This window comes from Halobacillus sp. B29 (assembly GCF_052246755.1).
GTDB classification, from domain to species: domain Bacteria; phylum Bacillota; class Bacilli; order Bacillales; family Halobacillaceae; genus Halobacillus; species Halobacillus halophilus.
Genome location: NZ_JBQQCM010000002.1, coordinates 172,287 through 196,737 on the forward strand (window position 1 = coordinate 172,287; position 24,451 = coordinate 196,737).

The 24,451-nt window shown below is 41.3% G+C and carries 28 protein-coding genes and 1 other annotated feature; all 28 genes read left to right on the forward strand.

The features are described from left to right. The first annotated feature begins 14 nt into the window (after nt 1-14). The 28 genes from ACTWP7_RS03080 (at nt 15) to ruvA (ending at nt 24,445) form a co-directional block, all read left to right on the forward strand. Nucleotides 15-1,301 (forward strand): bifunctional folylpolyglutamate synthase/dihydrofolate synthase, encoded by a 1,287-nt coding sequence (locus ACTWP7_RS03080; RefSeq protein ID WP_443121976.1) that lies wholly within the window; start codon nt 15-17, stop codon nt 1,299-1,301. A gap of 75 nt (nt 1,302-1,376) precedes the next feature. Then, nucleotides 1,377-3,110, forward strand: a complete 1,734-nt coding sequence (locus ACTWP7_RS03085; RefSeq protein ID WP_443121977.1) for a diguanylate cyclase — start codon at nt 1,377-1,379, stop codon at nt 3,108-3,110. Between the two features lie 537 nt (nt 3,111-3,647). After that, the gene (locus ACTWP7_RS03090) at nt 3,648-4,400 is read left to right on the forward strand and encodes a prepilin peptidase (protein WP_443121978.1); all 753 of its coding nucleotides are present in this window, start codon (nt 3,648-3,650) and stop codon (nt 4,398-4,400) included. Nucleotides 4,401-4,552: 152 nt separating this feature from the next. Further along, nucleotides 4,553-5,395: a hypothetical protein gene (locus ACTWP7_RS03095; RefSeq protein WP_443121979.1), complete on the forward strand. Its 843-nt coding sequence runs from the start codon at nt 4,553-4,555 to the stop codon at nt 5,393-5,395. A 162-nt stretch (nt 5,396-5,557) separates the two neighbouring features. After that, nucleotides 5,558-6,124 (forward strand): Maf family protein, encoded by a 567-nt coding sequence (locus ACTWP7_RS03100; RefSeq protein ID WP_443121980.1) that lies wholly within the window; start codon nt 5,558-5,560, stop codon nt 6,122-6,124. A gap of 59 nt (nt 6,125-6,183) precedes the next feature. Continuing rightward, nucleotides 6,184-6,855 (forward strand): RadC family protein, encoded by a 672-nt coding sequence (gene radC, locus ACTWP7_RS03105; protein ID WP_443122135.1) that lies wholly within the window; start codon nt 6,184-6,186, stop codon nt 6,853-6,855. Between the two features lie 159 nt (nt 6,856-7,014). Beyond that, nucleotides 7,015-8,055 carry a rod shape-determining protein gene (locus ACTWP7_RS03110; RefSeq protein WP_224892903.1) on the forward strand — a complete coding sequence of 347 codons (1,041 nt, stop codon included), beginning with the start codon at nt 7,015-7,017 and terminating at the stop codon, nt 8,053-8,055. A gap of 11 nt (nt 8,056-8,066) precedes the next feature. Further along, nucleotides 8,067-8,948 carry a rod shape-determining protein MreC gene (mreC, locus tag ACTWP7_RS03115; protein ID WP_443121981.1) on the forward strand — a complete coding sequence of 294 codons (882 nt, stop codon included), beginning with the start codon at nt 8,067-8,069 and terminating at the stop codon, nt 8,946-8,948. After that, nucleotides 8,945-9,472, forward strand: coding sequence for a rod shape-determining protein MreD (gene mreD, locus ACTWP7_RS03120; protein ID WP_443121982.1), 528 nt, complete (start codon nt 8,945-8,947; stop codon nt 9,470-9,472). The genes mreC and mreD overlap by 4 nt, the downstream gene beginning before the upstream one ends. Before the next feature lie 37 nt (nt 9,473-9,509). Continuing rightward, nucleotides 9,510-10,196 carry a septum site-determining protein MinC gene (gene minC, locus ACTWP7_RS03125; RefSeq protein ID WP_443121983.1) on the forward strand — a complete coding sequence of 229 codons (687 nt, stop codon included), beginning with the start codon at nt 9,510-9,512 and terminating at the stop codon, nt 10,194-10,196. After that, nucleotides 10,189-10,986: a septum site-determining protein MinD gene (gene minD, locus ACTWP7_RS03130; RefSeq protein ID WP_014643896.1), complete on the forward strand. Its 798-nt coding sequence runs from the start codon at nt 10,189-10,191 to the stop codon at nt 10,984-10,986. The genes minC and minD overlap by 8 nt, the downstream gene beginning before the upstream one ends. Before the next feature lie 133 nt (nt 10,987-11,119). Further along, nucleotides 11,120-11,890 carry a peptidoglycan DD-metalloendopeptidase family protein gene (locus tag ACTWP7_RS03135; RefSeq protein WP_443121984.1) on the forward strand — a complete coding sequence of 257 codons (771 nt, stop codon included), beginning with the start codon at nt 11,120-11,122 and terminating at the stop codon, nt 11,888-11,890. Beyond that, nucleotides 11,877-12,734, forward strand: a complete 858-nt coding sequence (locus ACTWP7_RS03140) for a site-2 protease family protein (protein WP_443121985.1) — start codon at nt 11,877-11,879, stop codon at nt 12,732-12,734. The genes ACTWP7_RS03135 and ACTWP7_RS03140 overlap by 14 nt, the downstream gene beginning before the upstream one ends. Before the next feature lie 11 nt (nt 12,735-12,745). Next, the gene (locus ACTWP7_RS03145) at nt 12,746-14,179 is read left to right on the forward strand and encodes a ribonuclease E/G (RefSeq protein ID WP_443121986.1); all 1,434 of its coding nucleotides are present in this window, start codon (nt 12,746-12,748) and stop codon (nt 14,177-14,179) included. Nucleotides 14,180-14,215: 36 nt separating this feature from the next. Further along, nucleotides 14,216-14,289: a sequence feature (ribosomal protein L21 leader region), on the forward strand. Between the two features lie 13 nt (nt 14,290-14,302). Further along, the gene (gene rplU / locus ACTWP7_RS03150; protein ID WP_014643892.1) at nt 14,303-14,611 is read left to right on the forward strand and encodes a 50S ribosomal protein L21; all 309 of its coding nucleotides are present in this window, start codon (nt 14,303-14,305) and stop codon (nt 14,609-14,611) included. A 12-nt stretch (nt 14,612-14,623) separates the two neighbouring features. Further along, on the forward strand, nt 14,624-14,953 hold the full coding sequence (locus ACTWP7_RS03155) for a ribosomal-processing cysteine protease Prp (RefSeq protein WP_443121987.1): 330 nt from the start codon (nt 14,624-14,626) through the stop codon (nt 14,951-14,953). Nucleotides 14,954-14,967: 14 nt separating this feature from the next. Next, complete coding sequence (gene rpmA / locus ACTWP7_RS03160; RefSeq protein ID WP_014643890.1) at nt 14,968-15,258, forward strand: 50S ribosomal protein L27; 291 nt, start codon at nt 14,968-14,970, stop codon at nt 15,256-15,258. 159 nt (nt 15,259-15,417) lie between these two features. Beyond that, complete coding sequence (locus ACTWP7_RS03165; RefSeq protein WP_443121988.1) at nt 15,418-15,936, forward strand: Spo0B domain-containing protein; 519 nt, start codon at nt 15,418-15,420, stop codon at nt 15,934-15,936. Between the two features lie 13 nt (nt 15,937-15,949). Continuing rightward, on the forward strand, nt 15,950-17,230 hold the full coding sequence (gene obgE / locus ACTWP7_RS03170) for a GTPase ObgE (protein ID WP_443121989.1): 1,281 nt from the start codon (nt 15,950-15,952) through the stop codon (nt 17,228-17,230). A gap of 17 nt (nt 17,231-17,247) precedes the next feature. Continuing rightward, complete coding sequence (locus ACTWP7_RS03175) at nt 17,248-17,697, forward strand: ACT domain-containing protein (protein WP_443121990.1); 450 nt, start codon at nt 17,248-17,250, stop codon at nt 17,695-17,697. A 14-nt stretch (nt 17,698-17,711) separates the two neighbouring features. Then, nucleotides 17,712-18,587, forward strand: coding sequence for a prephenate dehydratase (pheA, locus tag ACTWP7_RS03180; RefSeq protein ID WP_443121991.1), 876 nt, complete (start codon nt 17,712-17,714; stop codon nt 18,585-18,587). A 169-nt stretch (nt 18,588-18,756) separates the two neighbouring features. Next, nucleotides 18,757-19,806, forward strand: coding sequence for a SafA/ExsA family spore coat assembly protein (safA, locus tag ACTWP7_RS03185; RefSeq protein WP_443122136.1), 1,050 nt, complete (start codon nt 18,757-18,759; stop codon nt 19,804-19,806). After that, a complete protein-coding gene (locus tag ACTWP7_RS03190; RefSeq protein ID WP_443121992.1) occupies nt 19,796-20,758 on the forward strand; it encodes a phosphotransferase in 963 nt (320 codons plus the stop codon). Before safA ends, ACTWP7_RS03190 begins: the two co-directional genes overlap by 11 nt. A gap of 32 nt (nt 20,759-20,790) precedes the next feature. After that, nucleotides 20,791-21,528: an NAD(+) synthase gene (gene nadE / locus ACTWP7_RS03195; protein ID WP_443121993.1), complete on the forward strand. Its 738-nt coding sequence runs from the start codon at nt 20,791-20,793 to the stop codon at nt 21,526-21,528. Nucleotides 21,529-21,601: 73 nt separating this feature from the next. Next, the gene (locus ACTWP7_RS03200) at nt 21,602-22,165 is read left to right on the forward strand and encodes a YhcN/YlaJ family sporulation lipoprotein (protein ID WP_443121994.1); all 564 of its coding nucleotides are present in this window, start codon (nt 21,602-21,604) and stop codon (nt 22,163-22,165) included. Nucleotides 22,166-22,238: 73 nt separating this feature from the next. After that, a complete protein-coding gene (locus tag ACTWP7_RS03205) occupies nt 22,239-22,991 on the forward strand; it encodes a YebC/PmpR family DNA-binding transcriptional regulator (RefSeq protein ID WP_443121995.1) in 753 nt (250 codons plus the stop codon). A gap of 81 nt (nt 22,992-23,072) precedes the next feature. Then, entirely contained in the window at nt 23,073-23,642 is a 570-nt protein-coding gene (locus ACTWP7_RS03210; protein ID WP_443121996.1) for a BofC C-terminal domain-containing protein, read from the forward strand. A gap of 185 nt (nt 23,643-23,827) precedes the next feature. Beyond that, the gene (ruvA, locus tag ACTWP7_RS03215; protein WP_443121997.1) at nt 23,828-24,445 is read left to right on the forward strand and encodes a Holliday junction branch migration protein RuvA; all 618 of its coding nucleotides are present in this window, start codon (nt 23,828-23,830) and stop codon (nt 24,443-24,445) included. The last annotated feature ends 6 nt before the right edge of the window (nt 24,446-24,451 follow it).

The following is a 24,451-nucleotide window of genomic DNA, read 5'->3' on the forward strand; positions in this document are numbered from 1 at the left end:
AAAGAGGGAATGATATGCCAAACTACCAGGAAGCCATCCAATGGATACATTCTAGAGAAAAATTTAAAGTCAAACCTGGATTAAAGCGGATGGAGTGGATGATGGAAGAACTGGGTCACCCAGAGAAAAAGCTGAACGCTATTCACATCGCGGGCACAAATGGAAAAGGCTCGACAGTAACTTTTTTAAGTAATTTACTCCAAACGCAAGGTTACGATGTAGGAACATTCACATCCCCCTACATTATAAGATTTAATGAAAGAATCAGTATGAATGGGGAAGCCATTCCTGATGCTGAACTTGCTGCTTTAACAGAAGCAATCAAACCTTTGGCAGAAAAATTGAAAGACACGTCTCTTGGTGAACCAACAGAATTTGAAATTATTACGGCCATGGCTGTGCTTTATTTTTCTCAAAAACATCTAGACTTCATTTTGTTTGAAGTCGGTCTAGGTGGTCGGTATGATTCCACGAATATCATTCAGCCGCTTTTAACAGTAATTACAAATATCGGACTTGACCACATAAATATTTTAGGGAATACACGTGAACAGATTGCTTACGAAAAAGCAGGGATAATCAAACCCAATACTCCATTGATTACTGGCGCTAAAGAAGAGTCTGTCTTAAGTGTTTTGAAAGAGCAGGCTTCTTTGTATAAGGCTCCTGTGTCAATCTTAGGGAAAGATTTTCAAGTGGAACATAAAAAAAGCTCACTTGAAGGGGAATCCTTTGAATTTATTAATTCATCATTTCATTCCGGAGATCTGCTTAGTCCTATGAAAGGCCGGCATCAGGTAGATAACGCAGCTCTCGCCCTCCAGACGATGGAGCAACTGAAACAAAGGGGGGCAGATATAAATCGTACTCAATACAGCAGAGGTTTGCTTAGAACTTACTGGCCGGCCCGTTTTGAAACCATTTGTACAAATCCTGTAACCATTATTGATGGCGCTCATAATGAAGAAGGGACACGGGCTCTTGTGGATACTATGAAACGACATTTTAGCGGAAAACGTGTCCATCTTATTTATTCTGCTTTAGAAGACAAACCAGTGGTAACTATGCTTGAAATTCTAAAAGAGATAGTCGATGTCGCCTATATGACTACCTTTGAGTTCCCAAGAGCTATGACAGGAAGTGAGCTAACTGAGCTCTCCCCTATAGCTGATACTATAACTGTCTCTGATTATGTTCAGGCAATCAGGCAGGCTATGTCCACGATGAAAACAGGAGAAGTTTTACTCGTCACGGGATCCCTCTATTTCATATCAGAAATAAGGAAATATTTTGAATATTAACTCCTTGTATGGTAACATTTTAGTTACTTAATTTTTCCTATAATAGGAAAATGTGATCAAGGATGGGGTGCAAAGATGGAAAGGGACAAAAGAATCAAGATATGGGTACTTTGGGCTTGTCTATGGCCTTCGAGCATCTACTTGCTGTATCGTTGGCTGGATCCGCCCCTCCACGTAAATATATGGGAAATTGGGGCTTTTGTCATACTTGCCTCCATCGTAGCCCTCTTTCCTCTGCGAATTGGGGATAACCCTGTATTCTTTACTCAGGGAATTGCATTTGCGGCTTTTTTACAATATGGATTATTTGTAGAAATTATCATCTCCCAAGTATCTTTGCTCTTTTTACTTTTGAAGGTTCGCGTGGACCGTACTTCCTCTCATCGAATTCCTATCAATTTCCTGATGTTTCTTGCTATATCCGTCCTATCAGCTCAAGTATATTATGCTTTGGGCGGAGAGCATGCGGGAGAAGCCGTTTCCTCTATAACGAATGCCATCCCGATCATTACATACGCGTTATCACAAATTGTTCTCAATCAGCTTTCGTTGAAAATAATTACAAAGATCCTCTATAAGCAGAAAATTGTTTGGTGGGACAGCGGTTTTGTCTGGGACATAGCCACTGCAGGTATTGTGCTCCCTGTTGGGTTTGTCCTTTATATTGTTTTCCTTGAATTTGGGATAAGTGCAATGTTTTTTGTTGGAATTCCTTTTATCTTTATTTCCGGAATGCTAATGCTCTTTCATAATAGCAATGAGATTAATTCCTACTTAAAGAGAACTAGTAAGATTGGACATGAACTTACGGGGAAACTTGGGGTTAAAGATGTTCTTGACTTATTTGTAGACCGTCTCAGCGAATTGCTGCCTCTTGATTATATTTATGTTTATGATGTATTATCTGAAAATCAATTAAAGCTAATCCGCTTCTTTGATTGTTCCGGGGGAATGAATTTTTCAGAGGTGCAGATGAACAGTAGTGAAGGCGTTAGCAGGGCAACATGGAAAAAATCGGGAAGCTTCCATTATAAAAAGAGAGCTGAGTGGAAGCATATGACGAATTCATCTACTCCTAAGAATGCGGAAAGTGTCCTTTCTGTACCTGTAGAAAGAAATAACGAGATTGTAGGCATTATAACTATTTACTCTAAAAAGAAGCGAGCATTTGTACAATTTCAGTTTATGATTCTTAGGATTCTTAGCAATTACCTTGGGGTTGCTATCGATAATGCGAGGCACTATGAGCAGCGCAAAGAAGAAAGTGAACGATGCCCTCTTACGGGCCTTTACAATTATCGTTACTTTGAAAATTATTTGCAGGATTTATTTTTGCAATGGGAAACTGATGATATAAAGAAGCCAATTGCTCTTATTCTTTTAGACATTGATCATTTTAAGCAAGTTAATGATACCTATGGACATGAAAGTGGCAATGAAATTCTTTGTCTGCTTTCTGAAAGACTTCGAATGGTTTTAAGTAATAGAGGAGTTCTTGCTCGTTATGGCGGAGAAGAATTTGTGATTCTTCTCCCCGGATATGCGGCTGGTCAATCCATTAATTTAGCTGAAGAAATTAAACACGCCATATCTTCAGAATCTTTCTATTCTCACGATCACATATTAAAATGGGAGAAGGTACAGGAGATTAACATTACGGCCAGTATAGGAGTCGCGGTTTATCCAGATGATTGTGAAGAGCCCTTAGAATTAATTCGCCATGCTGATCGAGCAATGTATGTAGGTGCGAAGCAGCAAGGAAGAAATAAGGTAGCAAATTATAGTCAAATGAACACAAACGTCCAATAATCGTTATTGGGCGTTTTTAATATAGTATTAAACACTGGCTGTTCTTTTTTATTAAGAATTTATTATACAATCGAGCCGGATAGTTGAAAACTCAGTTTCGAGATGTTGTGTGGAAAAGGGGTTCCAGGGACCGGCTCGCTTTCCGCGGCCCTGCACGACACAGGGTCGATCGACCCTACTTCATGTAGGGTCGTAGGAAAGCGAGTTGTTTCTGTAGCCGACCTCCTTCTTTTTTTTGGAAACGGACCCGAGTTATCTCGAAACTAAATCTTACACGAACGGGAGTTTATCTGTAATAAACTCACTATAAGTTTTAACAAAATTGGTATAATGAGACAGGACAGACTGAGCTTCTTATTTTATAATTGAATGTAGTTAAAGAGAAAGGAGGAAATAGTCAGTTAAAAAAGAATAAACCCACTCCTATGGATCCCACACAGTACTCCACAACAAAGGCGATAAGCTAACTTAACAAAAACATCCTTCTAGTATTACCATCTCCCCCCCCGAAAATTATCGATCCGAAAGGAGAAATTGATGAACACTTTGCTCTCACTCTATATATTTACAACTGGGCTGATCCTAGGCTCTTTTTACCATGTAGTCGGAATTCGCCTGCCAGTAAGAACTCCCTTTCTTACTGGCCGCTCCCAATGTCCTCATTGTCAAACTAAGTTGCAGCCTATTGATCTGATCCCTCTTTTCTCTTATCTTCTCACCAAAGGTGCATGCAGGCATTGCTGTACTCACATATCCCTCTCTTATCCACTTGTAGAAACCTTAACAGGAGTTTTGTTTTTATTTTCATACATCGTTTATGGATGGACCCCTTCCTTTTTTGGTGCCTGTTTACTCATTAGTTTAAGTATCATGGTAACTGTCAGTGATCTTAGATACATGCTAATTCCAGACCGTCTCCTTATATGGTTTACAGCTTTATTTACTATCTATAGATTCGTATATCCACTTCACCCCTGGTATTCCTCAGTTAGCGGAGCGTTTATTTCCCTTCTTTTGATTGCTTTTATCATTATTCTTAGCAAAGGAGGGATGGGTGCTGGAGATATGAAACTTTTAGGAGTGCTTGGAATTCTCCTTGGAACTCAACATGTACTGGTGACGTTTTTTATAGCTGTATTCATCGGTACGGTGACTAGTCTGCTCATGGTCAGTTTGAAACGCAGTGGTCGTAAAGACCCCGTGCCATTTGGTCCTTCAATTGTTTCTGCGGCAGTTATTGTGTATTTTTATGGAGAAAATTTAGTTGTTTTATACCTGTCATCCTTTTAGGCCTGGGTACCTCAAATCGTATATTTGTTAAGAAGCTTACTGGACGGAATAGGTAACAAGTGAAATTGTCGAAACAATCCTGACAAATTTCAACGTTGTTTTTGTGGTTGCTGTGATAGGGTTGGGACAAACCTTGCAGGAGTGATTAAACGATGGAATCGAATAAAAAAATAACCATATCTTTCCGAAATGAAAAGGAAAAAGTTCCTGAAAATGAAATAATTCAGGCCAAAGAGGAGGTTGCGGCTTCAGATCCACGACCAAATCAGATAGAAGAGATACCGGTATTAGAAATTCGAAAACCAAACCAATCACCCCCTAAGAAAAAGAGGTATGAGAAGAATTCAGTAAAGTATCTGGTCATTGCTGCTTCATCAGCACTCTTATTAAGCTTAGGACTTGGCTTTCTACTCCTGCGTATGTTTGTTAGCCTGACAGACGAAACTACAGCGGGTAAAGAAATGGTACCGGCCTCAGCCCCTTCTGAAGAAGCCGTTACAGAGCAAGTTGCTGCTGTAAATCCCAACGCTGTTGAAGCCTACTTGGTTCAGGCAGGAGTGTTTACAACAGAAGAGAAAGCTGTCCAGTGGAAAAGTAAATTGACTGCTCTTTCAGTTTCTTCTATGGTTTGGGAAAGGGACCATCAGTTTTATTTATTTGCAGGAAGCGCGCAGACAGAGACTGAAGCTTCTCAAATAGCTGCGGAGTTATCTGCACGTAATATCGAAACGTACGTAAAACCCTGGTCTGTATTGAAGGGAGAGGGCTCTTTTAAAGGAGAAGAAGCTAAAACGTTTGAGATTATGATCGATCACTTGGAGAATTTTTCGATTGATCAGCTATCTGATGCAGATCGTCAGAAGCTGCTTAGCACCCTGGAGAAAAAGGATCCTAACTCTCCGTTACTCTCCCCACTACAAGAATGGGATCAACGAGACGATTATCATTTAAATTGGCTGAAGGTAGCTTATTCTCTTGAAAAAATGATGGAATAAAAAATAAAGGTATCTCAATGTAACGAATTTTTAAGAAATTCACTATTGGATTCTTCTTTTTTACTTGTTTTTAGTAACTGGAAATTCGGTTTAAGTAAATCAAAGACTAACAAAGATTCCTGTAAAATAAGAATACCTCATGTAGAGTAAGGAGCTTAGTTAATGCCAACACTTATACTTGGATCGCAATCACCCAGAAGAAAAGAATTACTTAAAGAAGCCGGGTACGAGTTTTTACTGCGAGTCTCCGGAACAAACGAAGAATTAGAAAAAGGTGTACTGCCAGAACTAGCGGTCAGTTATTTATCTAAGCAAAAAAGCTTGGCTATCCCTATTGAGGAAAATGAAGTACTGCTTACAGCCGATACCCTCGTATCCATAGATGGAGAAATCCTTGGAAAACCCGCTGATGAGAGTGAAGCTATTCGTTTTCTTACGAATTTAAGCGGTCGCACACACCAAGTGCATACAGGAGTCACAGTGCGTTCTAAGGAACACATCCAAACATTTGTTGTCAGAACAGATGTTACGTTCTTTTCCCTATCGGATAAGGAAATTCATAAGTATATGGAGTCTGGGGAAGCTTGGGATAAAGCAGGTGGTTATGGCATACAGGGGAAAGGAGCGCTTTTTGTAAAGTATATTCAAGGAGATTACTACAGTGTAGTAGGCTTACCTATAGCTAGAGTTGTAAGGGAGCTTGAAGCTTTTGGAGTGCTGCTGGACTAACGTTCTCTACATGAGGAATGAGTTGTAAGGGAGCGAAGAGGGTGACAAATGCAAGTATTATGATTAAGGATGTACCCAAGGAGGATCGTCCCAGAGAAAGACTTTTGGAAATAGGCGCTTCTCATCTTTCCAACCAGGAGCTACTTGCCATTCTTTTAGGAAGCGGCACCAAAAGAGAGTCGGTAATGGATTTGGCTCAGCGTCTTCTTATTCACTTTGAAGGCATTTTATTACTAAAAGATGCGACTTTTGAAGAATTGACCGCTATCAGGGGGATCGGTGTAGCGAAGGCCGTTTTGATCATGTCGGCTATTGAAATAGGGAAGCGGATGCAGCAAATGAAGCCAGTGGAAAGATATATGATTCGCAGCCCTGAAGACGGAGCCGATTTCGTTATGGAAGAAATGCGTGACTTAAAACAGGAGCACTTTATTTGTTTATTTCTGAATACTAAAAACCAGGTACTCCATCGCCAAACCATCTTCATCGGAAGCTTGAACGCTTCGATTGTTCATCCTCGTGAGGTTTTTAAAGAAGCCGTGAAACGCTCGGCTGCCTCTATTATATGTGCCCATAACCATCCTTCCGGAGATCCTACTCCTTCTCAAGAGGACATTCAGGTAACAAGACGATTGCAGGAATGCGGAAAGATGATCGGTATCGAATTACTGGATCATCTTGTTATAGGAGATCGAAAGTTTATATCTTTAAAAGAAAAAGGATACCTGTAACACTATCTATTTTATCTAATTTTTCGTATAATTGAATAGATGGAGATAAAAGGCGCCATTTATAGGAACTTCTTATAAATAGGCGCTTCTTCTAATCCACGAAAAGGCTTATGCCTGACCCCGCCTGAGCAATGCGGGCACTTAGAAAGGAAGATTGAATTGGGTCTATTTGGTTTTTCTCAAGACTTAGGGATTGATTTAGGTACTGCGAATACACTTGTTTATCTAAAAGATAAAGGGGTTATTGTAAGGGAACCTTCTGTTGTAGCCAAAAATAATCAAACAGGTGAAATTCTGGCCGTAGGGAATGAAGCTCGTAAAATGATCGGCCGTACTCCTGCGTACATAACTGTCATTCGTCCAATGAAGGACGGAGTCATAGCGGATTATGAAACCACAGCTCAAATGATGAAATACTACATTCAAAAAGCGCTGAAAACCAGATCTTCATTTGCGAGTAAGCCCAACATTATGGTCTGTGTTCCATCCGGTATAACTATGGTGGAAGAACGTGCAGTCATTGATGCTACTAAACAAGCAGGTGCTAAAGAAGCATTTCCAATAGCAGAACCTTTTGCAGCAGCGATCGGAGCTGGACTTCCTGTATGGGAGCCTACAGGGAGCATGATTGTAGACATTGGCGGAGGTACCACGGAAGTAGCCATCCTTTCCATGGGTGGAATCGTAACCAGTCAATCGATACGTGTAGCCGGCGACGAAATGGATGATTCTATCATTCAGCACGTCAGGAAAAAGTATAACCTTATGATTGGGGAAAGAACGGCAGAAGAAGTAAAAATGGAACTCAGCGGTGCGGGCAGTATTCAGGGAAATGATGAAATGGATATTCGCGGCCGTGACCTGCTTACAGGTCTTCCTAAAACGATTACGGTTCATTCGGAAGAAATTATTAATGTCGTGAAGGATACAGTGGATACGATTATTGAAACGATTATTAATACGTTGGAAAAGACTCCTCCTGAACTTGCTTCAGACATTATGGAACGCGGCATTGTCTTAACAGGTGGTGGAGCATTACTTAAGAATTTGGATACTGTCATCAGTGAACGTACAGAGATGCCTGTCTTCATTGCAGAAGAACCATTGGATTGTGTAGTCATTGGAACTGGAAAGTCTCTCGAAAATATCCACCACTTCAGAGCCCAGCCTAATGTAGCAAGCCGAGCGAAAATGGAGTAGGCGGTCAAGATATGCCAAGCTTATTCCGACGAAAAAGATTAATGGCAGTATTAATCGGCTTCATTGTATTGGTTGCTTTGATCGGATTTTCGATTCGGGATCGTGACTCTTTAACTACGCCTGAGAAATTTTTAAAAGATACGGTAGGATGGATGCAGAGTATTATCCATAAACCTGTTAGTCTAGTTGACAACTCCGTGGACAATATTCAAAATATGTTTGAAGTATATGAACAGAATCAGGTTTTAAAAGCACGTCTTTCCGAGTACAAGGGTGTTATCAAAGATAATCAGCGGTTAAAGAATGACAATGCGGAGCTGCGAAAAACGATGGGGAAAACAAAAGCATTGAGTGATTATTCACCTATCCAGGCGACAGTTATAGCCAGAAGCTCGGACAGGTGGTTCGAGCAGATGACCATTAACCGAGGTGAAGAACATGGAGTGGCCAAGGATATGGCTGTATTGACCAGTGAAGGAATGGTAGGGAAAATTAAATCCGCTGGAGCCTTTCACTCGACTGTTCAGCTATTGAGCGGGTTTGATCGTTCGAATAAGATTTCATCCTGGGTGGTAAGAAAAGATAAAAACGAGGCATTTGGTTTAATAGAAGGTTACGATGGAGAAAGCGGCAGGTTACTGCTGAAAGGGATTAAGCTGGACGAAGAATTGAAAAAAGGGGATACAGTTATCTCTTCAGGTCTCGGCGGTGTTTTCCCTAGTAATCTGCGAATTGGTACAGTGGAAGAGGTTGTTAACGATCAGTTCGGTTTAACGAAAACCGCATACGTAAAACCTTTTGCTGATCTATTTAATATCAACCATGTTATCGTGGTTGACCGCTCGATGCAGACCGTTGAAAATGAGGATCAGAAAGAGGATGGAGATTCATGAAAAGGTATTACATCGCTCTGATCTGTCTGCTTCTTCTGGTTATGCAGGGGATGGCTATGAGTTTATTACCCTCTAAGCTTGTATATTCAAATCTATTAATGACCCCCCACTGGGTACTTCTTTTCTTATTAATAGTTGCTATATTTTTTGACCGGGACAAAACTTATTTTGCCGTCTGGTACGGGATGGCGTTTGGTCTATTGCTCGATATTGTATATACTGGCATACTTGGAGTTTACATGGTAACTTATGCACTGGTTATCTACGTGATCCACGGTATTAATAAGACGATTCATTCGAATTTTATCGGAGCTTCACTATTAGTGATCCTGGGGATCATTTTATCCGATACATTACTATACGTAATCTATTCATTTGTACAAATCACTTCCATGCCATGGGGTACTTACCTTATCCTGCGACTGCTGCCTACTGTGGCAGCTAATATGATCTTTTTTATTATTTTATATCCTGTCGTGAAGGATCGGGTTACACAGTGGTCAGAAGTAATAAATAACGCTTAGAATTTTGTAAAATGTCTAAGGTCTGAGGTGACAGCCTGTGACGGCAAACGATCAGAAAGTATTAATTAAAGGGACTAGAGATGGATTGACACTTAGTTTAGACGATCAGTGTGCTTACAAGGATATTCTAAAGGAATTACAAAGTAAGCTGTCTATGAAAGGCATTACTGATGAAGAACCTATGATTCATGTGACAATTCAATTAGGTAAACGTTTTGTGACAAACGAACAGAAAGAGGAACTTGTCGACCTTATTAAAGAAAAGCAAAAGCTTGTGGTTGATCGTATTGAATCTGATGTTATAACGAAAAAAGAAGCTCTTGAATGGAAAGAGAATACAGAAATTACTCCCATCGCCAAAACCATTCGTTCTGGACAATTGGTTGAGGTGCGCGGGGATTTGCTGTTAATTGGAGATGTTAATCCAGGTGGTAGTATATCGGCGACTGGCAATGTATATGTGCTTGGCAGCCTCAAAGGTGTGGCTCATGCCGGGGTTGAAGGTGACACAGAGACGGTGATTGCTGCCTCTTATATGCAGCCGAGCCAATTGCGAATTGCCGACCAGGTGAGCCGTGCTCCTGATTATGAAACGGAAGGTGTATATATGGAGTGCGGATTTATTGATGAAGAAGAAGGGAAGATTCGCATCGACCGATTACAGGAAGTTGTGAAGAAGAAACCCGAGCTTGCGAGTTTTGAAAGGAGAATGACGAATGGGTGAAGCGATAGTAATTACCTCCGGAAAGGGAGGGGTTGGAAAGACCACAACTACCGCCAATCTGGGGACCGCTTTGGCCTTACAGAACAAAAAAGTTTGTCTGGTGGATACTGATATTGGTCTCAGAAATTTAGATGTTGTGATGGGGCTTGAGAATCGTATTATCTACGATATTGTAGATGTAGTAAATGAGCGTTGTAAAACGAAACAAGCTCTTGTAACCGATAAACGTTTTGACTGTCTGCATCTATTGCCGGCAGCCCAGACATCTGATAAATCCGAGGTATCTCCGGAAGGAATTAAAGAAATTGTAGAAGAGCTAAAGCAAGACTATGACTACATTATTATCGATTGCCCTGCCGGAATTGAGCAAGGGTATAAAAATGCTGTGGCCGGCGCTGATAAAGCTGTGGTGGTTACAACTCCTGAAAAATCAAGTGTTAGGGACGCAGATCGCATAATCGGACTTCTTGAACAAGAAGAAATAGAAGCTCCGAAACTTATTATTAATCGTATAAGAAATCACATGATGAAAAGCGGAGACATGCTGGATGTGGACGAAATCGTTTCGGTCCTATCCATCGATTTGCTTGGTATCGTGGTAGATGATGACTCAGTCATTACCGCATCTAATAGCGGAGAGCCAGTAGCAATGAAGCCAAATTCCAGAGCTTCGATAGCTTATCGGAATATCGCCCGGAGAATATTGGGTGAAGCGGTGCCGCTAATGAATTTAGATGAAGATAATGGAATGTTCTCAAAAGTAAAACGCTTCTTTGGAATGCGCACTTAAAGTTTGGAAAGAGCGGCCTGTTTTTGATAAAACGGGCCGCTCTTTTCTTTGGGCAGCGGACAAGCTTTTACACATATATCCCTCTCTATCTCCATAGAATGTAAAAAAAGGTGGCGGAAAGAGAGGGATTATTTTGAGGAAAGACATTGAACATGTCCGTAAAAATATATCAGCTCGTAAGAAAAAAAAGGTTCAGGGCAGCTATGAGTTTCCTAAAAAATCGTTTGTTCCACCTCAGGATGAAGAAATGCATGGCTATCCACCTTTGGTCACAAGTAGTGATCATGAAAAAAAGCGACCTCTTCCTGAGTTCCGAAAAGAGACAAGTCGTCTGGGGGTTCAGTTGTTTTTTTCTGTCCTATTATTTGCTGCTGTAGCATTAGGTAAACAGACAGACATTGCTTTCCTTGACGGTCCTGAGGAATGGGTAACTTCTCAACTTCAGGAGGACTTTCCATTTGCTACAGTGACGGCCTGGTATAGTGACCGCTTTGGAGAGCCTTTACAGGTGGTTGCTCCAAAACAATCCTCCACGGAGGAAAACCTCGCCATGCCTGTGAATGGAACCGTCACCACATCTTTTCAGAATGATGGAAAGGGAATAGTGTTAACAACGGAAAATAATTCTGAGATTAAGGCTGTCAGAGAAGGAACCGTTATTTTTGCAGGAAATGATAAAGATACTCAAAAAACAGTGATTGTGCAGCACGAAGATGGCTCGAAAAGCATTTATGGATATTTATCCTCCATTGATGTTCATCTTTATGAACATGTACAAGCCCAAAGGAATGTAGGTTCTGTTAAATCGGAAGAAGGGAAATCAGCGGAGTTCTTCTTTGCCATTGAGAAAGATGAAAGATATTTAGATCCTGTAGAGGTAATAAAAGTGGATGAAAGTTCTTAATTTGCTTCCAAGCATTCATATTCATCCTCTCTTCTTTCTATTAGCTATTTCTGCATTCCTGACTGGGGCTATTTATGAATTTGTTATCCTGTTTTCTATTGTAATGATCCATGAACTGGGGCACTTTTTTACCGCTAAGCATTTTGGATGGAGAGTTACGAAAATAGAGTTCTGGCTGTTCGGGGGCGCTGTGGTCAGTGAAGAACATAATACACGTCCTTTTCGTGAGCAAGTAACCGTGATTATGGCAGGACCGCTGCAGCACATTTGGATATTTGCTGTACTTACGATCTTGCAAATAACTATGGGACCTCATCCGCTCTTAAGTGTAGCTGGTTTTTATAATGGAGTTATACTCCTGTTCAACCTTCTTCCGATCTGGCCATTAGATGGAGGGAAAATAATATTTTATATGATGAATCAGGCAGCAAGCTTCAGAAGAAGTCTCATGCTTACTTTATTCTTTTCATTTCTTGCTATACTTCTGATTGGCAGTTGGCTTACGCTGGACGAACGATGGACGTTTGCGGGTATTCTTCTGGCTGCTTTTTTAATTGTGGAAAATGTTCTGGAATGGAGAAGACGATCTTACACACTAATGAGGTATTTAATGCATTGTGCTCTTGAGGACCGCCGTCATTTAAGACCTATATATATAAATGTCCCCAAAGAAATGCTGGTACGAGATGCACTGAAAAATATTAGAAGCAACCGAAATCATCTTTATGTATTGAAAGAGTCTCCCCTTTTCTATATAGTAGATGAGCAAGAATGCCTGCAAGCGTATTTTGAAAAGAAAGATTCTGATTTACGTTTAAGGGATCTACCTAAAATTGCATTATGAAGAGGGATGACATGAGGGAAATCGTTTTCCATACACTAACTTCTGAGAAAACAGGAGTTGTCATAGAGAACAATCATATCAATGAATATGTGATAGACCGCCCCGGAGTAAAGGCACTTACTGGGGCTGTTTTTGTTGGCAAAGTGCAGAACATTGATTATGGACTTCAGGCGGCCTTTGTTGATATTGGAGAAGATAAGCATGCTTTTCTCGGGATGCCTGCTATTCCATGGGCTAATGAATCGATTCATACCACTTTAAAAGAAGGAGAGTATTTATTTCTTCAGGTAATAAAGGAATCTAAGGGTAATAAAGGCCCGCAGGTTAGTGCAGATATCACTCTTCCAGGCCTTTATACAATCTATCAGCCCTATGGTGGGAAAACTTCTATTTCGAAGAAACTAACGCCTGCTTCAACAACTCACCTTCAATCTGAACTTGAGGAAAAGCTGAGCACTGTAGAAGGCTGTATTATCCGTACGGCTGCCGCTGATGTTAACCCTGCTCAAGTGCTCAAGGAGTTGGAAGTGTTAAAGGGGCAGTGGTCGCAAATAACAACTCAGCAGCTTAGAAAACCTCCGCGTCTTATATGGAAAGATGAGGTTATTCCTAACCAGTTAATTAGAAAGTTCCCACTAAATTCCTTGGAAGCTATCATCGTAGATGAGGTTGAGGAAAGCGAACGATTAAAAAATACATATCCATCAATTAAGGATAAGATTAGCTGGAACCCTAAACGAACAAATGAAGTAGCGCGTAGGTTACAGGATGTGCAAATGGAGCTTATCGACTCTCACTTGGAGATTGATGGCGGAATCGAGATTGTAATAGAAAGAACGGAAGCGATGACAGTTATTGATGTAAATAGTTACAAATATAAAGGAAAAGCTTTTTCCAACTCACAAACTTTAGATGTGAACAGGCGGGCAGGGAAAGAAATTCTCAGGCAGCTTCGGTTAAGAAATATCTCTGGAATAATAATGGTTGATTTTATATCTATGAAGGAGACTTCTGCTGCAGAACATCTCCTAAAAGAGATGAAGAATCTGGCGAAAAAAGATTTAGTAAGAACGCAGATTTTAGGGATTACACGCTTAGGTATCATGGAAATTACTCGGAAAAACGAATGGATGAGTCCCCTCCAATTATTACAGGAAAATCCAGAACCTGTGCTTACGATCGAAACGGCCGTTTTCCGTCTTGAACGAGAGCTTCTTTTTGGGGTTGGAAAAAACCAGGAAGCTATTCTGTTATCTATAAATCCTCAACTTAAAATCGTAAAAAAACAATTGCTTTCAGGCAGTATATCTAGTAAAATTCCACAGGAGCTGTTTGTTAGGGAGGATCCAAGCGTTTCTCACTATCAAATTGAGCTTGAAGGGTCCGTAGACATGATTCGTGAAATGATTCATAAGCGCGGTTATCATGTTGACAACGTGTTTTGAACTGTGGTAACATTGTTTTGTTATTCTAGTAGCACTCCGATGCTACAACCGCACAGAACAGGTTTAAAAAAACCGTTTCCGGTACCTGAATGGCGAGTCTGAGTAAATCGAGGAGGTGCAAGTATGTACGCAATTATTGAAACTGGTGGTAAACAAGTTAAAGTTGAAAAAGGCCAGGAGATCTATGTAGAGAAAGTAAACGTAGAATCTGGTGACACTGTAACTTTTGACAAAGTTTTATTTGTAGGTGGAGAAGATTCTAAAATCGGTGCTCCTTACGTTGATGGGGCTTCTGTAACGGCTAAAGTTGAGAAACAAGGTCGTCAGAAAAAGCTTACCGTCTTCAAATATAAGCCTAAAAAGAACTATAAGCGCAAACAAGGTCACCGTCAGCCGTACACGAAGCTTATCGTTGAAGATATCAACGCGTAAGGGTCGGACGGTATGATTAACGTGGCGTTGTTTCGTTCACAGGGAGATATCACAGGTTTTGAGATTTCTGGACACGCTGAGAGCGGACCTTATGGTCACGATCTAGTATGTGCAGCAGTATCAGCTGTTTCCTTTGGAGCAGTCAATTCACTGGTGAGCCTTTGTGAATTTGAACCACATGTCGAGCAGGGCGGAGAAGGCGGTTTTCTTAAAATTATTCTTCCTGAAGGACTGAATAAAGAATCTTATGCTAAATCCCAGTTGCTTCTTGAAGGCATGCTGGTTTCGCTTCAGACAATTGAACATGAATACAACCAATATATTACAATATCAAACCAATAAGGAGGTGGAGACCCATGCTACGTCTTGATTTGCAGTTTTTTGCCCAGAAAAAGGGTGTAGGTAGTACAAAAAACGGCCGTGACTCTGAGTCTAAGCGTCTTGGAGCTAAGCGTGCAGACGGACAAACGGTAACTGGTGGTTCTATCCTTTACCGTCAACGCGGTACAAAAGTTTACCCTGGAGCTAACGTTGGCCGCGGCGGCGATGACACATTGTTCGCTAAAGTGGACGGAGTTGTTAAATTCGAACGTTACGGACGCGACCGCAAAAAAGTCAGCGTTTATCCTGTTGCTCAGGAAGCGTAAACTGAATAGTGTACGGGTTCATACGTAAATTGAAGCCGCGCTGTGCCTTTTGCATAAGCGTGGCTTTTTTTGTTATATAAATTCGGAGATCGTTTTAGTTTCCTGCCTATATTTGCTATACTTTTTATTATTATGGATGACCGAAGGAGCTGATCCCCGTTGGATGACAAAGAGATCATTACGCTGCTCAGACATAAGCGTCATGACTGGATGAATCAAATTCAGCTGCTTCAGGGATACGCATCTCTGGGGAAGCAGGAGCGTTTATTAGAGCAAATCGACGACATAAGAGAAGAAGCAGAAAATGAAAGAAGGATATTGAATAGTGATGCCGTTGTTTTTCCTATTTGGCTGATATCGTTCAATTGGAAGTACGACTCTTACAGAATAAAATACTCTTTGAGTGAAGAAGTTGATTTATCCCGTCATGATCAAAAGTTGACGGCTTATGGCAAGCGTATGATTGAGCTGATGAATGACTATCGAGTGGACGATGAACTATATGAGGGGACCGTCCAAATCTATAAGGGCATAGATGAGCATTCGCTAGGGGTAAGCTGGGAGTGGGAAGGTCGCTTTCAGCAAACAGAGGCCTTTATTAAAGAGTTGAATCAAGCAGGGTTTATAGCCACCATTTTAGAAGAAAAAGAACTATCTATCGATATGACGATAGGTTGAAGAGGTGAAGAGTATGTTTGTAGATCAGGTTAAAGTATTTGTTAAAGCTGGAGATGGAGGGAACGGTTTAGTTGCTTACCGTCGTGAGAAATATGTTCCAAAAGGCGGACCAGCCGGTGGAGACGGTGGAAATGGTGGGAACGTTATCTTTGAAGTAGATGAAGGGCTGAACACCCTAATGGATTTTCGTTACCAGCATCATTTCAAGGCGGCTCGTGGAGAAAATGGTATGAACCAGAAGCAGCATGGTAAAAATGCGGATCCTCTAGTGGTCAGCGTTCCTCCTGGAACAACCGTAAAGGACGCGGACACAGATAAGGTCATTGCTGACTTAACTGAACATAAACAGCGCGCCGTAATAGCAAAAGGCGGAAGAGGCGGCCGTGGCAATGCCAGGTTTGCTACAGCAAGAAATCCTGCACCAGAAATTGCTGAGAATGGTGAACCTGGAGAAGAACTAGATGTGGTCGTGGAATTAAAATTGTTGGCTGACGTAGGGTTAGTAGGATTTCCTAGTGTAGGGAAGTCAACATTTCTTTCTGTGGTAACTGCAGCAAAACCTAAAATTGCAGATTATCACTTTACAACTTTATCACCCAATCTAGGGGTGGTGGAAAGTCAGGATCACCGCAGTTTTGTAATGGCGGACCTCCCTGGGCTGATTGAAGGCGCCCATGAAGGCGTCGGGCTTGGTCATCAGTTTTTACGGCACGTGGAGCGAACGCGTTTGCTGATTCATGTCGTGGATATGTCGGGTCTGGAAGGGCGCGATCCTTATGAAGATTATGTCACGATCAATAATGAGCTATCTTCTTATGACAAGAGACTTGAAAATCGACCTCAAATCATTGTTGCCAATAAGATGGATATGCCGGATTCGGCAGAGAATCTGAGGGCATTTAAAGAGCATCTAGATAAAGATGTTATGGTTTTTCCTATATCTACAATAACTCGTGAAGGGCTTGATGAGCTTCTTTATACAGTAGCTGACAAACTTGATCAAATACCGAAGCAGGAAGAATCTGTTGAAGAAGTCGATGAGCGAGTCGTTTATAAATTTGAAAAGGAAGAAGCTCCTTTCCAATTGACAAGAGCAGACGATGGAGCTTATGTATTATATGGTGAAAAAATTGAATCTTTATTCAGACGAACGGATTTCTCCAGAGATCAGTCCATTAACCGGTTTGCCAGACAAATGCGCAGTATGGGTGTGGATGATGCTTTAAGAGAACGAGGAGCGAAAGATGGGGACACAGTCAGGGTACTTGATTATGAATTCGAATTTGTAGATTAATGAGGGGAGAGGATTGGATGGCGGATTATAACGAAAAATTTTATTTAGTCCGTAGCGACATTCTCCCTGAAGCCATGAAAAAAACCATAGAGGCTAAAGCGCTGTTAGAACGTGGTAAAGCTGAATCTATATTTGAAGCTGTTCAGCATGTAGGACTGTCCAGGAGTGCTTTTTATAAATATAGAGATGCAGTATTTCCTTTTCAGGCAATGGTAAAAGAGCAGATGATTACTCTCTTCTTTCATTTAGAAGACCGAGCGGGTACGTTATCCAATTTATTGCGCACGGTGGCACAGTCCGGGTGCAATGTTCTTACCATTCACCAGACAATTCCATTACAGGGAAAAGCGAATGTTACTTTGTCGCTGAACACGACTGGAATGGTTGGTACAATAGAACGGATGCTGCAGCAGCTTCATAAACTCGACTTTGTGGATCGAGTAGAAATTCTAAGTACGGGAGCTTAATTGGAGGGGAAGATATGGCCGAACAACGGATTGGGTATTTAGGACCTAAAGGAACATTTACAAAAATGGCTGTCGATGGCTTGTTCGATGGTGGTACTTATATTGGATATGAAAGCATACCAGCCTGCCTGGATGCAGTGGAAAACGGCGAAGTAGATACGGGAGTTGTTCCCCTTGAAAATGCTATAGAGGGCTCTGTCCACTTGACCATAGATTATTTGGTTCATCAGGTGAATCAATCCATTATTGCTGAATTGACAGTACCGATCAAACAGCATTTGCTTGTGCATCCGGATCATCATGACCATGAGCTTAAGAAAATTTACTCTCATAGTCATGCGATTGCTCAGTGTCATCAGTATTTGCACAAGAATTATCCGCAGGCAGACCTGGAATATACTGCTTCCACTGGAAGGGCTGCTGAAATTGTAGCGGATACAGGGACGGGAGCAGCAGCCATTGGAAATCATCTGGCTGCAGAAGAAAATGGGTTAAAGATTCTTGCTGAAAACATTCATGACTACGATAATAACCATACGCGTTTCGCAGTCGTCCAAAAGAATCCGATGACACTAAAGGTAAAAGACCAATTCGTAACAAAGCAGAAGACCACAGTAATGGTAACGCTGCCTAAAGACTATGTGGGGGCTCTTCACCAGGTCCTTGCAGCCTTCGCCTGGAGAAAGATGAACTTATCTAAAATTGAATCAAGACCAATGAAAACCGGACTTGGCAACTACTTTTTCTTAATAGACGTTGATCAGCCGTACGACCAGATTCTCTTTCCTGGAGTGCAGGCCGAACTAGAAGCTTTAGGGTGTCAGTTAAAAATTCTCGGAACTTATCCAAGTTACCAATTAGATATTCCTTCTCCTATTCGGAGAGCTTAATTTATGCCTCGTCGAAACCTTGTTTATATCAAGGTTTTGGCGAGGTTCTTTTTATTATTCAAAAGAAATATAGGCTTTTTCATCAATCTTTTGTCTTGAACTGCATAGAGTGTTATGAAGCTATTATTGCCTTTTTAGTTTTTAGATTCACAGGAAGGGAGTTGCAATGGTGAGAATTCACATTGTGCAAAAAGGGGATACACTCTGGAAGATTGCCAAAAAGTATGGGGTAGATTTTGAAGAATTGAAATCAGTTAATACCCAGCTTTCTAATCCTGATATGATCATGCCGGGTATGAAGATTAAGGTTCCACAAGGCACGAAGCAAGTCAAGAAAGAAGCTCCTAAGCAGATGATGCCGAAGAAAGAAATGCCTTCCATGCCACCTTATAAAGACACATCACCTAAACCGATTCCTGTCATCAAAGAGGACGAGAAAAAGCCTGTCAAAAAAGGTGTTATGGATAAACCGATGATGCCTGTACAGCCTATTCAAATGAATATGCCGATTCAAATGCCAAGTATTGACCAGCAAATGCAAAATTATTACACGACTTTTCACTTACCTCAAATGCCAATGCCGCAAGCTCCTAAAGAAGAAGAAATGCCTTCAGAGGAGTCGCCAAAGGAGGAGGGGAAATCACAGTATCAGGAGCCTGTTCAACAGCCTTACTTCCAGCCGATGCAGCAGCCGATGCAGCAGCCAATGCAGCAGCCGATGCAACAGCCAATGCAGCAACCGATGCAGCCGCAACTGGTGCATACTGACTTTTATTGCTGCCCCCCTCATCCTGTAATGATGCCAGCTTACATGCCTATGCAGATGCCATCTCAGCATAACATGCCTATGTACCCTCACCAGCAAGACTATATGGGAGCAGAATATGAGGAAAGTTCCTCACCTATGGTCCAGGGAGCTCAATCAGGAGGGGACTGCGGATGCGGCGTGGATGGTGCTGGGGGACCTCAGGATTGGTCTCCGGCAATGGGATATGGAGGTCAGCCTATGTATCCGGGTTATCACCATCATGGCTACCCTCAAGCCTATGGTCCTATGCAATACCCAATGGGCGGTTGGGGCCCGCAGCAGGGCGGAGGCCCCTATGGAATGGGTCCGTACAACATGCCACAATCGATGGGGAGTGGTGGTTACTCGCAGGCAGGGCCAATGGGACCGTATCAGGGTCCTTGGCGGGACGATGATGTAGATGAAAGTTGAGCATACAGAAGGCGATTCATATACGGATCGCCTTTTTCAATGGCTCTTGCAAGAAGAGAAATTACCAATTAGATTAGAGAAGGTAATTAAGCCTAAAGTTTATAAAGTTCGCTATAATGGTCAGCCTATGATATTAAAAGGATACAGGAGAGCGCAAACGTTAGAACAGCAGATCAGCTTCTTTCAGGATTGGAACTATGCCTCAATAGCAGCTGCTCGTCCTCTGCCTTTTCAAGATAATATCTACACAAAAAGTAAGCTTGGGTGCGCGTGGGGCCTTTTTGAATGGATCCAAGGTAAACATGCAGATTTTGACAACCATTACGACAGAGAAAAGGCTGTGCAAGTGCTGCATCAATTTCATCGCACTACCAAAGGGATCGCTACTTTAGCTATCCCACGAGATCCCCTCTATATTAAATGGGAAAGACGTTTGGAGCAATTTGAGGAAACTCAGGATATCTTTTCAGAGTACAGAAAAAGAAGTGTCTATCAAGAGCTTCGTTTAAACATGATCATCCAACTTGAACGCTTTTCGAATCATCCATGGGGAGAAGTAGAAGAAAAGGCATGGGAAAATAACGAATGGCTGCACGGAGATGTCGCTCATCATAACTTTATTATTAATAATAAAAATGAAATTAAATTAATTGACTTTGATTTGTTGCACACTGGGCCTCACCTATATGACCATATTCAATTGGGGCAGAGGTTTCTTCCTTATCTGGAGAATCAGCGAGCTTTGCTTCTTCAGTATTTCAAGCACACTCCTGACCCTGAAATTTGGTTAAAAGGAGTATTGGTTCCTGCTGATATTCTCCGGGAATGGCTGTACGGTTATAGGCGATGTCTCAGGGGTGAAGTATCTCTTTCCAAGCATATAAAAAAATTAGAAAAAGCGTGGGAGGGCCGGAAGAAGTTTGTCCGATATGCTGAACATATGCTAAGATAAAGTATCATATGTGTGAGAGGATGAACAATCCGGTGGAACATAAAGTTAATGAATTAGTTACATGGTTAAGAGAACAAGTGGAACAGGCAAATGTAGAAGGCTTACTTGTAGGAGTGAGTGGGGGAATTGACTCTGCGGTAGTCGCAAACTTAATCAAGCGCGCTTTCCCGAATCAATCGCTTGGAGTTATTATGCCTTGTAAAAGTCAGGGGAGCGACCAAAAACACGCTGAATTAGTGACTAACGCATGTGGCTTATCCTCTATAAAAGTAGATTTGACTGAAACTCATGATGTTATGTTTCAAACAATCAAAAACCAACTGGAAGCAGATGGAACTTTTGACGAAGATCAGGAGAAACTGGCAGACGCAAATTTACGTGCAAGGTTGCGTATGAGCACACTATATACCATCGCTCAGAACCATAAATATTTAGTAGTAGGTACAGATAATGCTGCTGAATGGTACACCGGATATTTTACTAAATACGGGGATGGAGGAGTTGATCTCGTACCATTAGTTCACCTGCCTAAAGGTGAAGTGCGCGAGATGGCTGCTTATTTAGATGTACCTGATGCTATTATTAATAAACAACCAAGTGCAGGGCTTTGGGAAGGCCAGACGGACGAGAATGAAATGGGAACAAGTTATAATAAAATTGATGCCTTCCTACGCGGGGAAGAAATTCCTGAAAAAGATAGAAAGATTATAGAGGCCATGCATAAAAAAACGGTTCACAAACGGACTCTTCCGCCTTCACCGCCGCAATAAAGGGTTGGGTAAAATTAACTGTTTAAAACGTTCTTCTTAAACCATAGTAATGGTAAAAGGAGAATGTTTTTTTATGAGGAAATACTTTATGGTTCTAATGTTTACGATTTTACTAACAGCTGGGTGTGGCGCACAGCCTGAAAAAAAGGCTGGAGACGATACCACTTACTATGAACCCATCACCTATGGAGGGGACCCTGGCATTAAACGAAGAGGGCAGATTCCTACTGGAGAAGACAGCTGGTTCAAACGTACAGCAGAAGAAGAATTCCGTAACTCCAAATTTAAAGAGACCAACAGAGGGCATGATAATGCGTTTAACAACGAAGAATCAATGGTGATTATGGAGAAGGTCAATGAATTAGAAGAAGTCACTATGACTCAGGCATTTACGGATGATAAGAAAGTGTACCTCGCGGTAATGATTAATCCATATGACCGCAGGGATCAGTCCATTCCTAAGAAGGTTGAGGCAAAAGTCAAAGAAATCACAGATAAACCAATCATCATCTATACCAATAATAATAATTGGGATCACATGAAGGATTTGAACGCCAGGTTAAAAGCTTCACAGGCTCCAGCTCAACTAAAAAGTCAGATCACAGATTTCTTTCAGCAAAACCAGACCGGTAAGTAAGTTGCTTTATTCTCACCGGGAAATTGTGGTATATTGATGAAGGAAAAGATTTGCTTTGGAGAGGAGAATGTCCATGGCTGGTCATTCAAAATGGAGTAATATAAAACGCCGAAAAGGTGCTCAAGACGCCAAACGGGGTAAGCTTTTTATGAAGCTGGCAAGAGAGATATTCATGGCTGCCAGGCAAGGCGGCGGGGATCCAGAGATGAATCCCAATCTCCGCTTAGCTGTAGATAAAGCTAAATCAAATAACATGCCAAATGAAAATATCGATCGTGCGATTAAGAAGGCAACAGGTGATCTTGAAGGAGTTAACTACGAAGAGTACACGTATGAAGGATATGGTCCTGGTGGAGTAGCTGTGATGGTAAAGGTGTTAACAGATAATAAAAACCGAACCGCTGCAGATGTGCGACATGCCTTTAATAAAAACGATGGAAATCTGGGTGAAAATGGCTGCGTCTCCTTTATGTTTGACCGCAAAGGCTACTTAGTGGTGGATCGCGGGGAAACAGAGGTGGACGAAGAAGAGTTGATGCTTGAGGCAATTGAAGCCGGAGCGGAAGAAATGGAAACAACAGAGGATCAATTCGAAATTTATGCTGAACCTGAAACCTTTTCTGAAGTGAAGGCTGAGCTTGAAAAAAGCGGGTATTCATTTGTGACGAGTGAAGTTACGATGATTCCGGAAACGTACACTCCTCTGGATGAAGAGGGCGTAGAAAAGATGCTTAAATTAATTGATATGCTTGAGGATAATGATGATGTGCAAGAGGTATATCATAACTTAGACGCAGATGAAGCCATCTTAGAGAAATTATCTTAATCGCTGTCTTTCTATTATAATAACTTCTGTTCCTGGACATACTAGGGGCAGAAGTTATTTTTTAGTTAGGGGGAACCTGCGATGAATCGATGGTTATGGATTATACCGGCCAGTTTAATTTTTGCAGGATGGCAATGGTTTGCTGCGGAAGAAGAAGTCTCTCTTAGAGCAGAGGATTTATCTTATCAAAGAACGGTAATTAATAAAACAGAAGAAAATGCTGTGGAAACTCTAGTTAATCCGGAACCTTTAACGATAAAGGTAATATTAAAGCAGCATTATCTCGATGGTGTAACGGAGACCATTAATAAGGAAGAAACAATATGGTCTATGGTGGATTTCTGGTCCACTTATGAAGGATGGTCCATAGAATCTCAGGAGCTGGATCAGATCGTTTTCAAAAGACAAGTGGAAGATATCTCACCACTGACTAAACAACAGGGGTATTTCGGACTTACGGAAGATGGAGAATTGGCCGTATTTGAAGGGGCTCCCTCCCAGGGGAAGGTTATAGAGTCCTTTAAACCTATCCCTATAGAACCATTAGAATCGAAGAGGAAGTCAGAATTGAAAGATGGCATTAAAATCAAAGATGCCTCTCATTTCGAGCAAGTCGTTAAGAAGTATGCTGGAGAAGAACAGCCGCTATGAATAGTCATAGACGGCTGTTTTATTTTGTGAGCTGGCAGCCGAGATTATTTGTGAAACAAGTCATTAAAGCTTCAGAAACATGGCAGGAATCTACATTCTTCTTGCGGTTCTGTCATGGGCGAACATGTGCTTGTGTGTTACAATAGAGAGTGCTAAGCAATACAGGTAAGAGAGGAATTCCAACTATGATCACTTATGTAAAAGGACAATTAAGCTTAATTGAAGATGCGTCTATAACTCTTGAAACAGGCGGTATCGGTTATGAGATTCTATGTGCTAACCCTTACAACTTTCAAGATTATTTAAACCACGAGATAAAAATTCATACATACCACTATATACGAGAGGATCAACAAATATTATTTGGCTTCAGAAAGAAGGAAGATAAACAGCTGTTCGCCCAGCTTTTAAATGTTTCAGGGATCGGTCCAAAGGGTGCTTTAGCTATACTTGGTACGGTTAGTGTACCCGAATTTGTTTCAGCTATTGAACAGGAAGACGATAAGTACTTAACTAAATTCCCTGGTGTCGGGAAGAAGACCGCTAGACAGATGATATTGGACTTAAAAGGGAAATTGATTGTATGGCTGCCTGATGAGCAGAATGAAGATACAATTTTCTATCAAGAGGAACTGACTTCAAAAGAGAAAAGAGAGCGTATAGAAGATGCACTTGAAGCATTAAAGGCTTTGGGTTATACAGAAAAAGAAATTAAATTGGCACGAACAGAACTTCAAAAAACTAACGAAGGCAGTGTTGATGATTATGTAAGACAAGGGTTACAAATACTGATGAAGTCATAATTGAAA

Coding starts and splice junctions, on each gene's coding strand:
- ACTWP7_RS03080 (WP_443121976.1), top strand. CDS start 15: ATGCCAAACTACCAGGAAGCCATCCAATGGATACATTCTAGAGAAAAA.
- ACTWP7_RS03085 (WP_443121977.1), top strand. CDS start 1,377: ATGGAAAGGGACAAAAGAATCAAGATATGGGTACTTTGGGCTTGTCTA.
- ACTWP7_RS03090 (WP_443121978.1), top strand. CDS start 3,648: ATGAACACTTTGCTCTCACTCTATATATTTACAACTGGGCTGATCCTA.
- ACTWP7_RS03095 (WP_443121979.1), top strand. CDS start 4,553: ATGGAATCGAATAAAAAAATAACCATATCTTTCCGAAATGAAAAGGAA.
- ACTWP7_RS03100 (WP_443121980.1), top strand. CDS start 5,558: ATGCCAACACTTATACTTGGATCGCAATCACCCAGAAGAAAAGAATTA.
- radC (WP_443122135.1), top strand. CDS start 6,184: ATGATTAAGGATGTACCCAAGGAGGATCGTCCCAGAGAAAGACTTTTG.
- mreC (WP_443121981.1), top strand. CDS start 8,067: ATGCCAAGCTTATTCCGACGAAAAAGATTAATGGCAGTATTAATCGGC.
- mreD (WP_443121982.1), top strand. CDS start 8,945: ATGAAAAGGTATTACATCGCTCTGATCTGTCTGCTTCTTCTGGTTATG.
- minD (WP_014643896.1), top strand. CDS start 10,189: ATGGGTGAAGCGATAGTAATTACCTCCGGAAAGGGAGGGGTTGGAAAG.
- ACTWP7_RS03140 (WP_443121985.1), top strand. CDS start 11,877: ATGAAAGTTCTTAATTTGCTTCCAAGCATTCATATTCATCCTCTCTTC.
- ACTWP7_RS03145 (WP_443121986.1), top strand. CDS start 12,746: ATGAGGGAAATCGTTTTCCATACACTAACTTCTGAGAAAACAGGAGTT.
- rplU (WP_014643892.1), top strand. CDS start 14,303: ATGTACGCAATTATTGAAACTGGTGGTAAACAAGTTAAAGTTGAAAAA.
- ACTWP7_RS03155 (WP_443121987.1), top strand. CDS start 14,624: ATGATTAACGTGGCGTTGTTTCGTTCACAGGGAGATATCACAGGTTTT.
- rpmA (WP_014643890.1), top strand. CDS start 14,968: ATGCTACGTCTTGATTTGCAGTTTTTTGCCCAGAAAAAGGGTGTAGGT.
- obgE (WP_443121989.1), top strand. CDS start 15,950: ATGTTTGTAGATCAGGTTAAAGTATTTGTTAAAGCTGGAGATGGAGGG.
- ACTWP7_RS03175 (WP_443121990.1), top strand. CDS start 17,248: ATGGCGGATTATAACGAAAAATTTTATTTAGTCCGTAGCGACATTCTC.
- pheA (WP_443121991.1), top strand. CDS start 17,712: ATGGCCGAACAACGGATTGGGTATTTAGGACCTAAAGGAACATTTACA.
- ACTWP7_RS03190 (WP_443121992.1), top strand. CDS start 19,796: ATGAAAGTTGAGCATACAGAAGGCGATTCATATACGGATCGCCTTTTT.
- ACTWP7_RS03200 (WP_443121994.1), top strand. CDS start 21,602: ATGAGGAAATACTTTATGGTTCTAATGTTTACGATTTTACTAACAGCT.
- ACTWP7_RS03205 (WP_443121995.1), top strand. CDS start 22,239: ATGGCTGGTCATTCAAAATGGAGTAATATAAAACGCCGAAAAGGTGCT.
- ACTWP7_RS03210 (WP_443121996.1), top strand. CDS start 23,073: ATGAATCGATGGTTATGGATTATACCGGCCAGTTTAATTTTTGCAGGA.
- ruvA (WP_443121997.1), top strand. CDS start 23,828: ATGATCACTTATGTAAAAGGACAATTAAGCTTAATTGAAGATGCGTCT.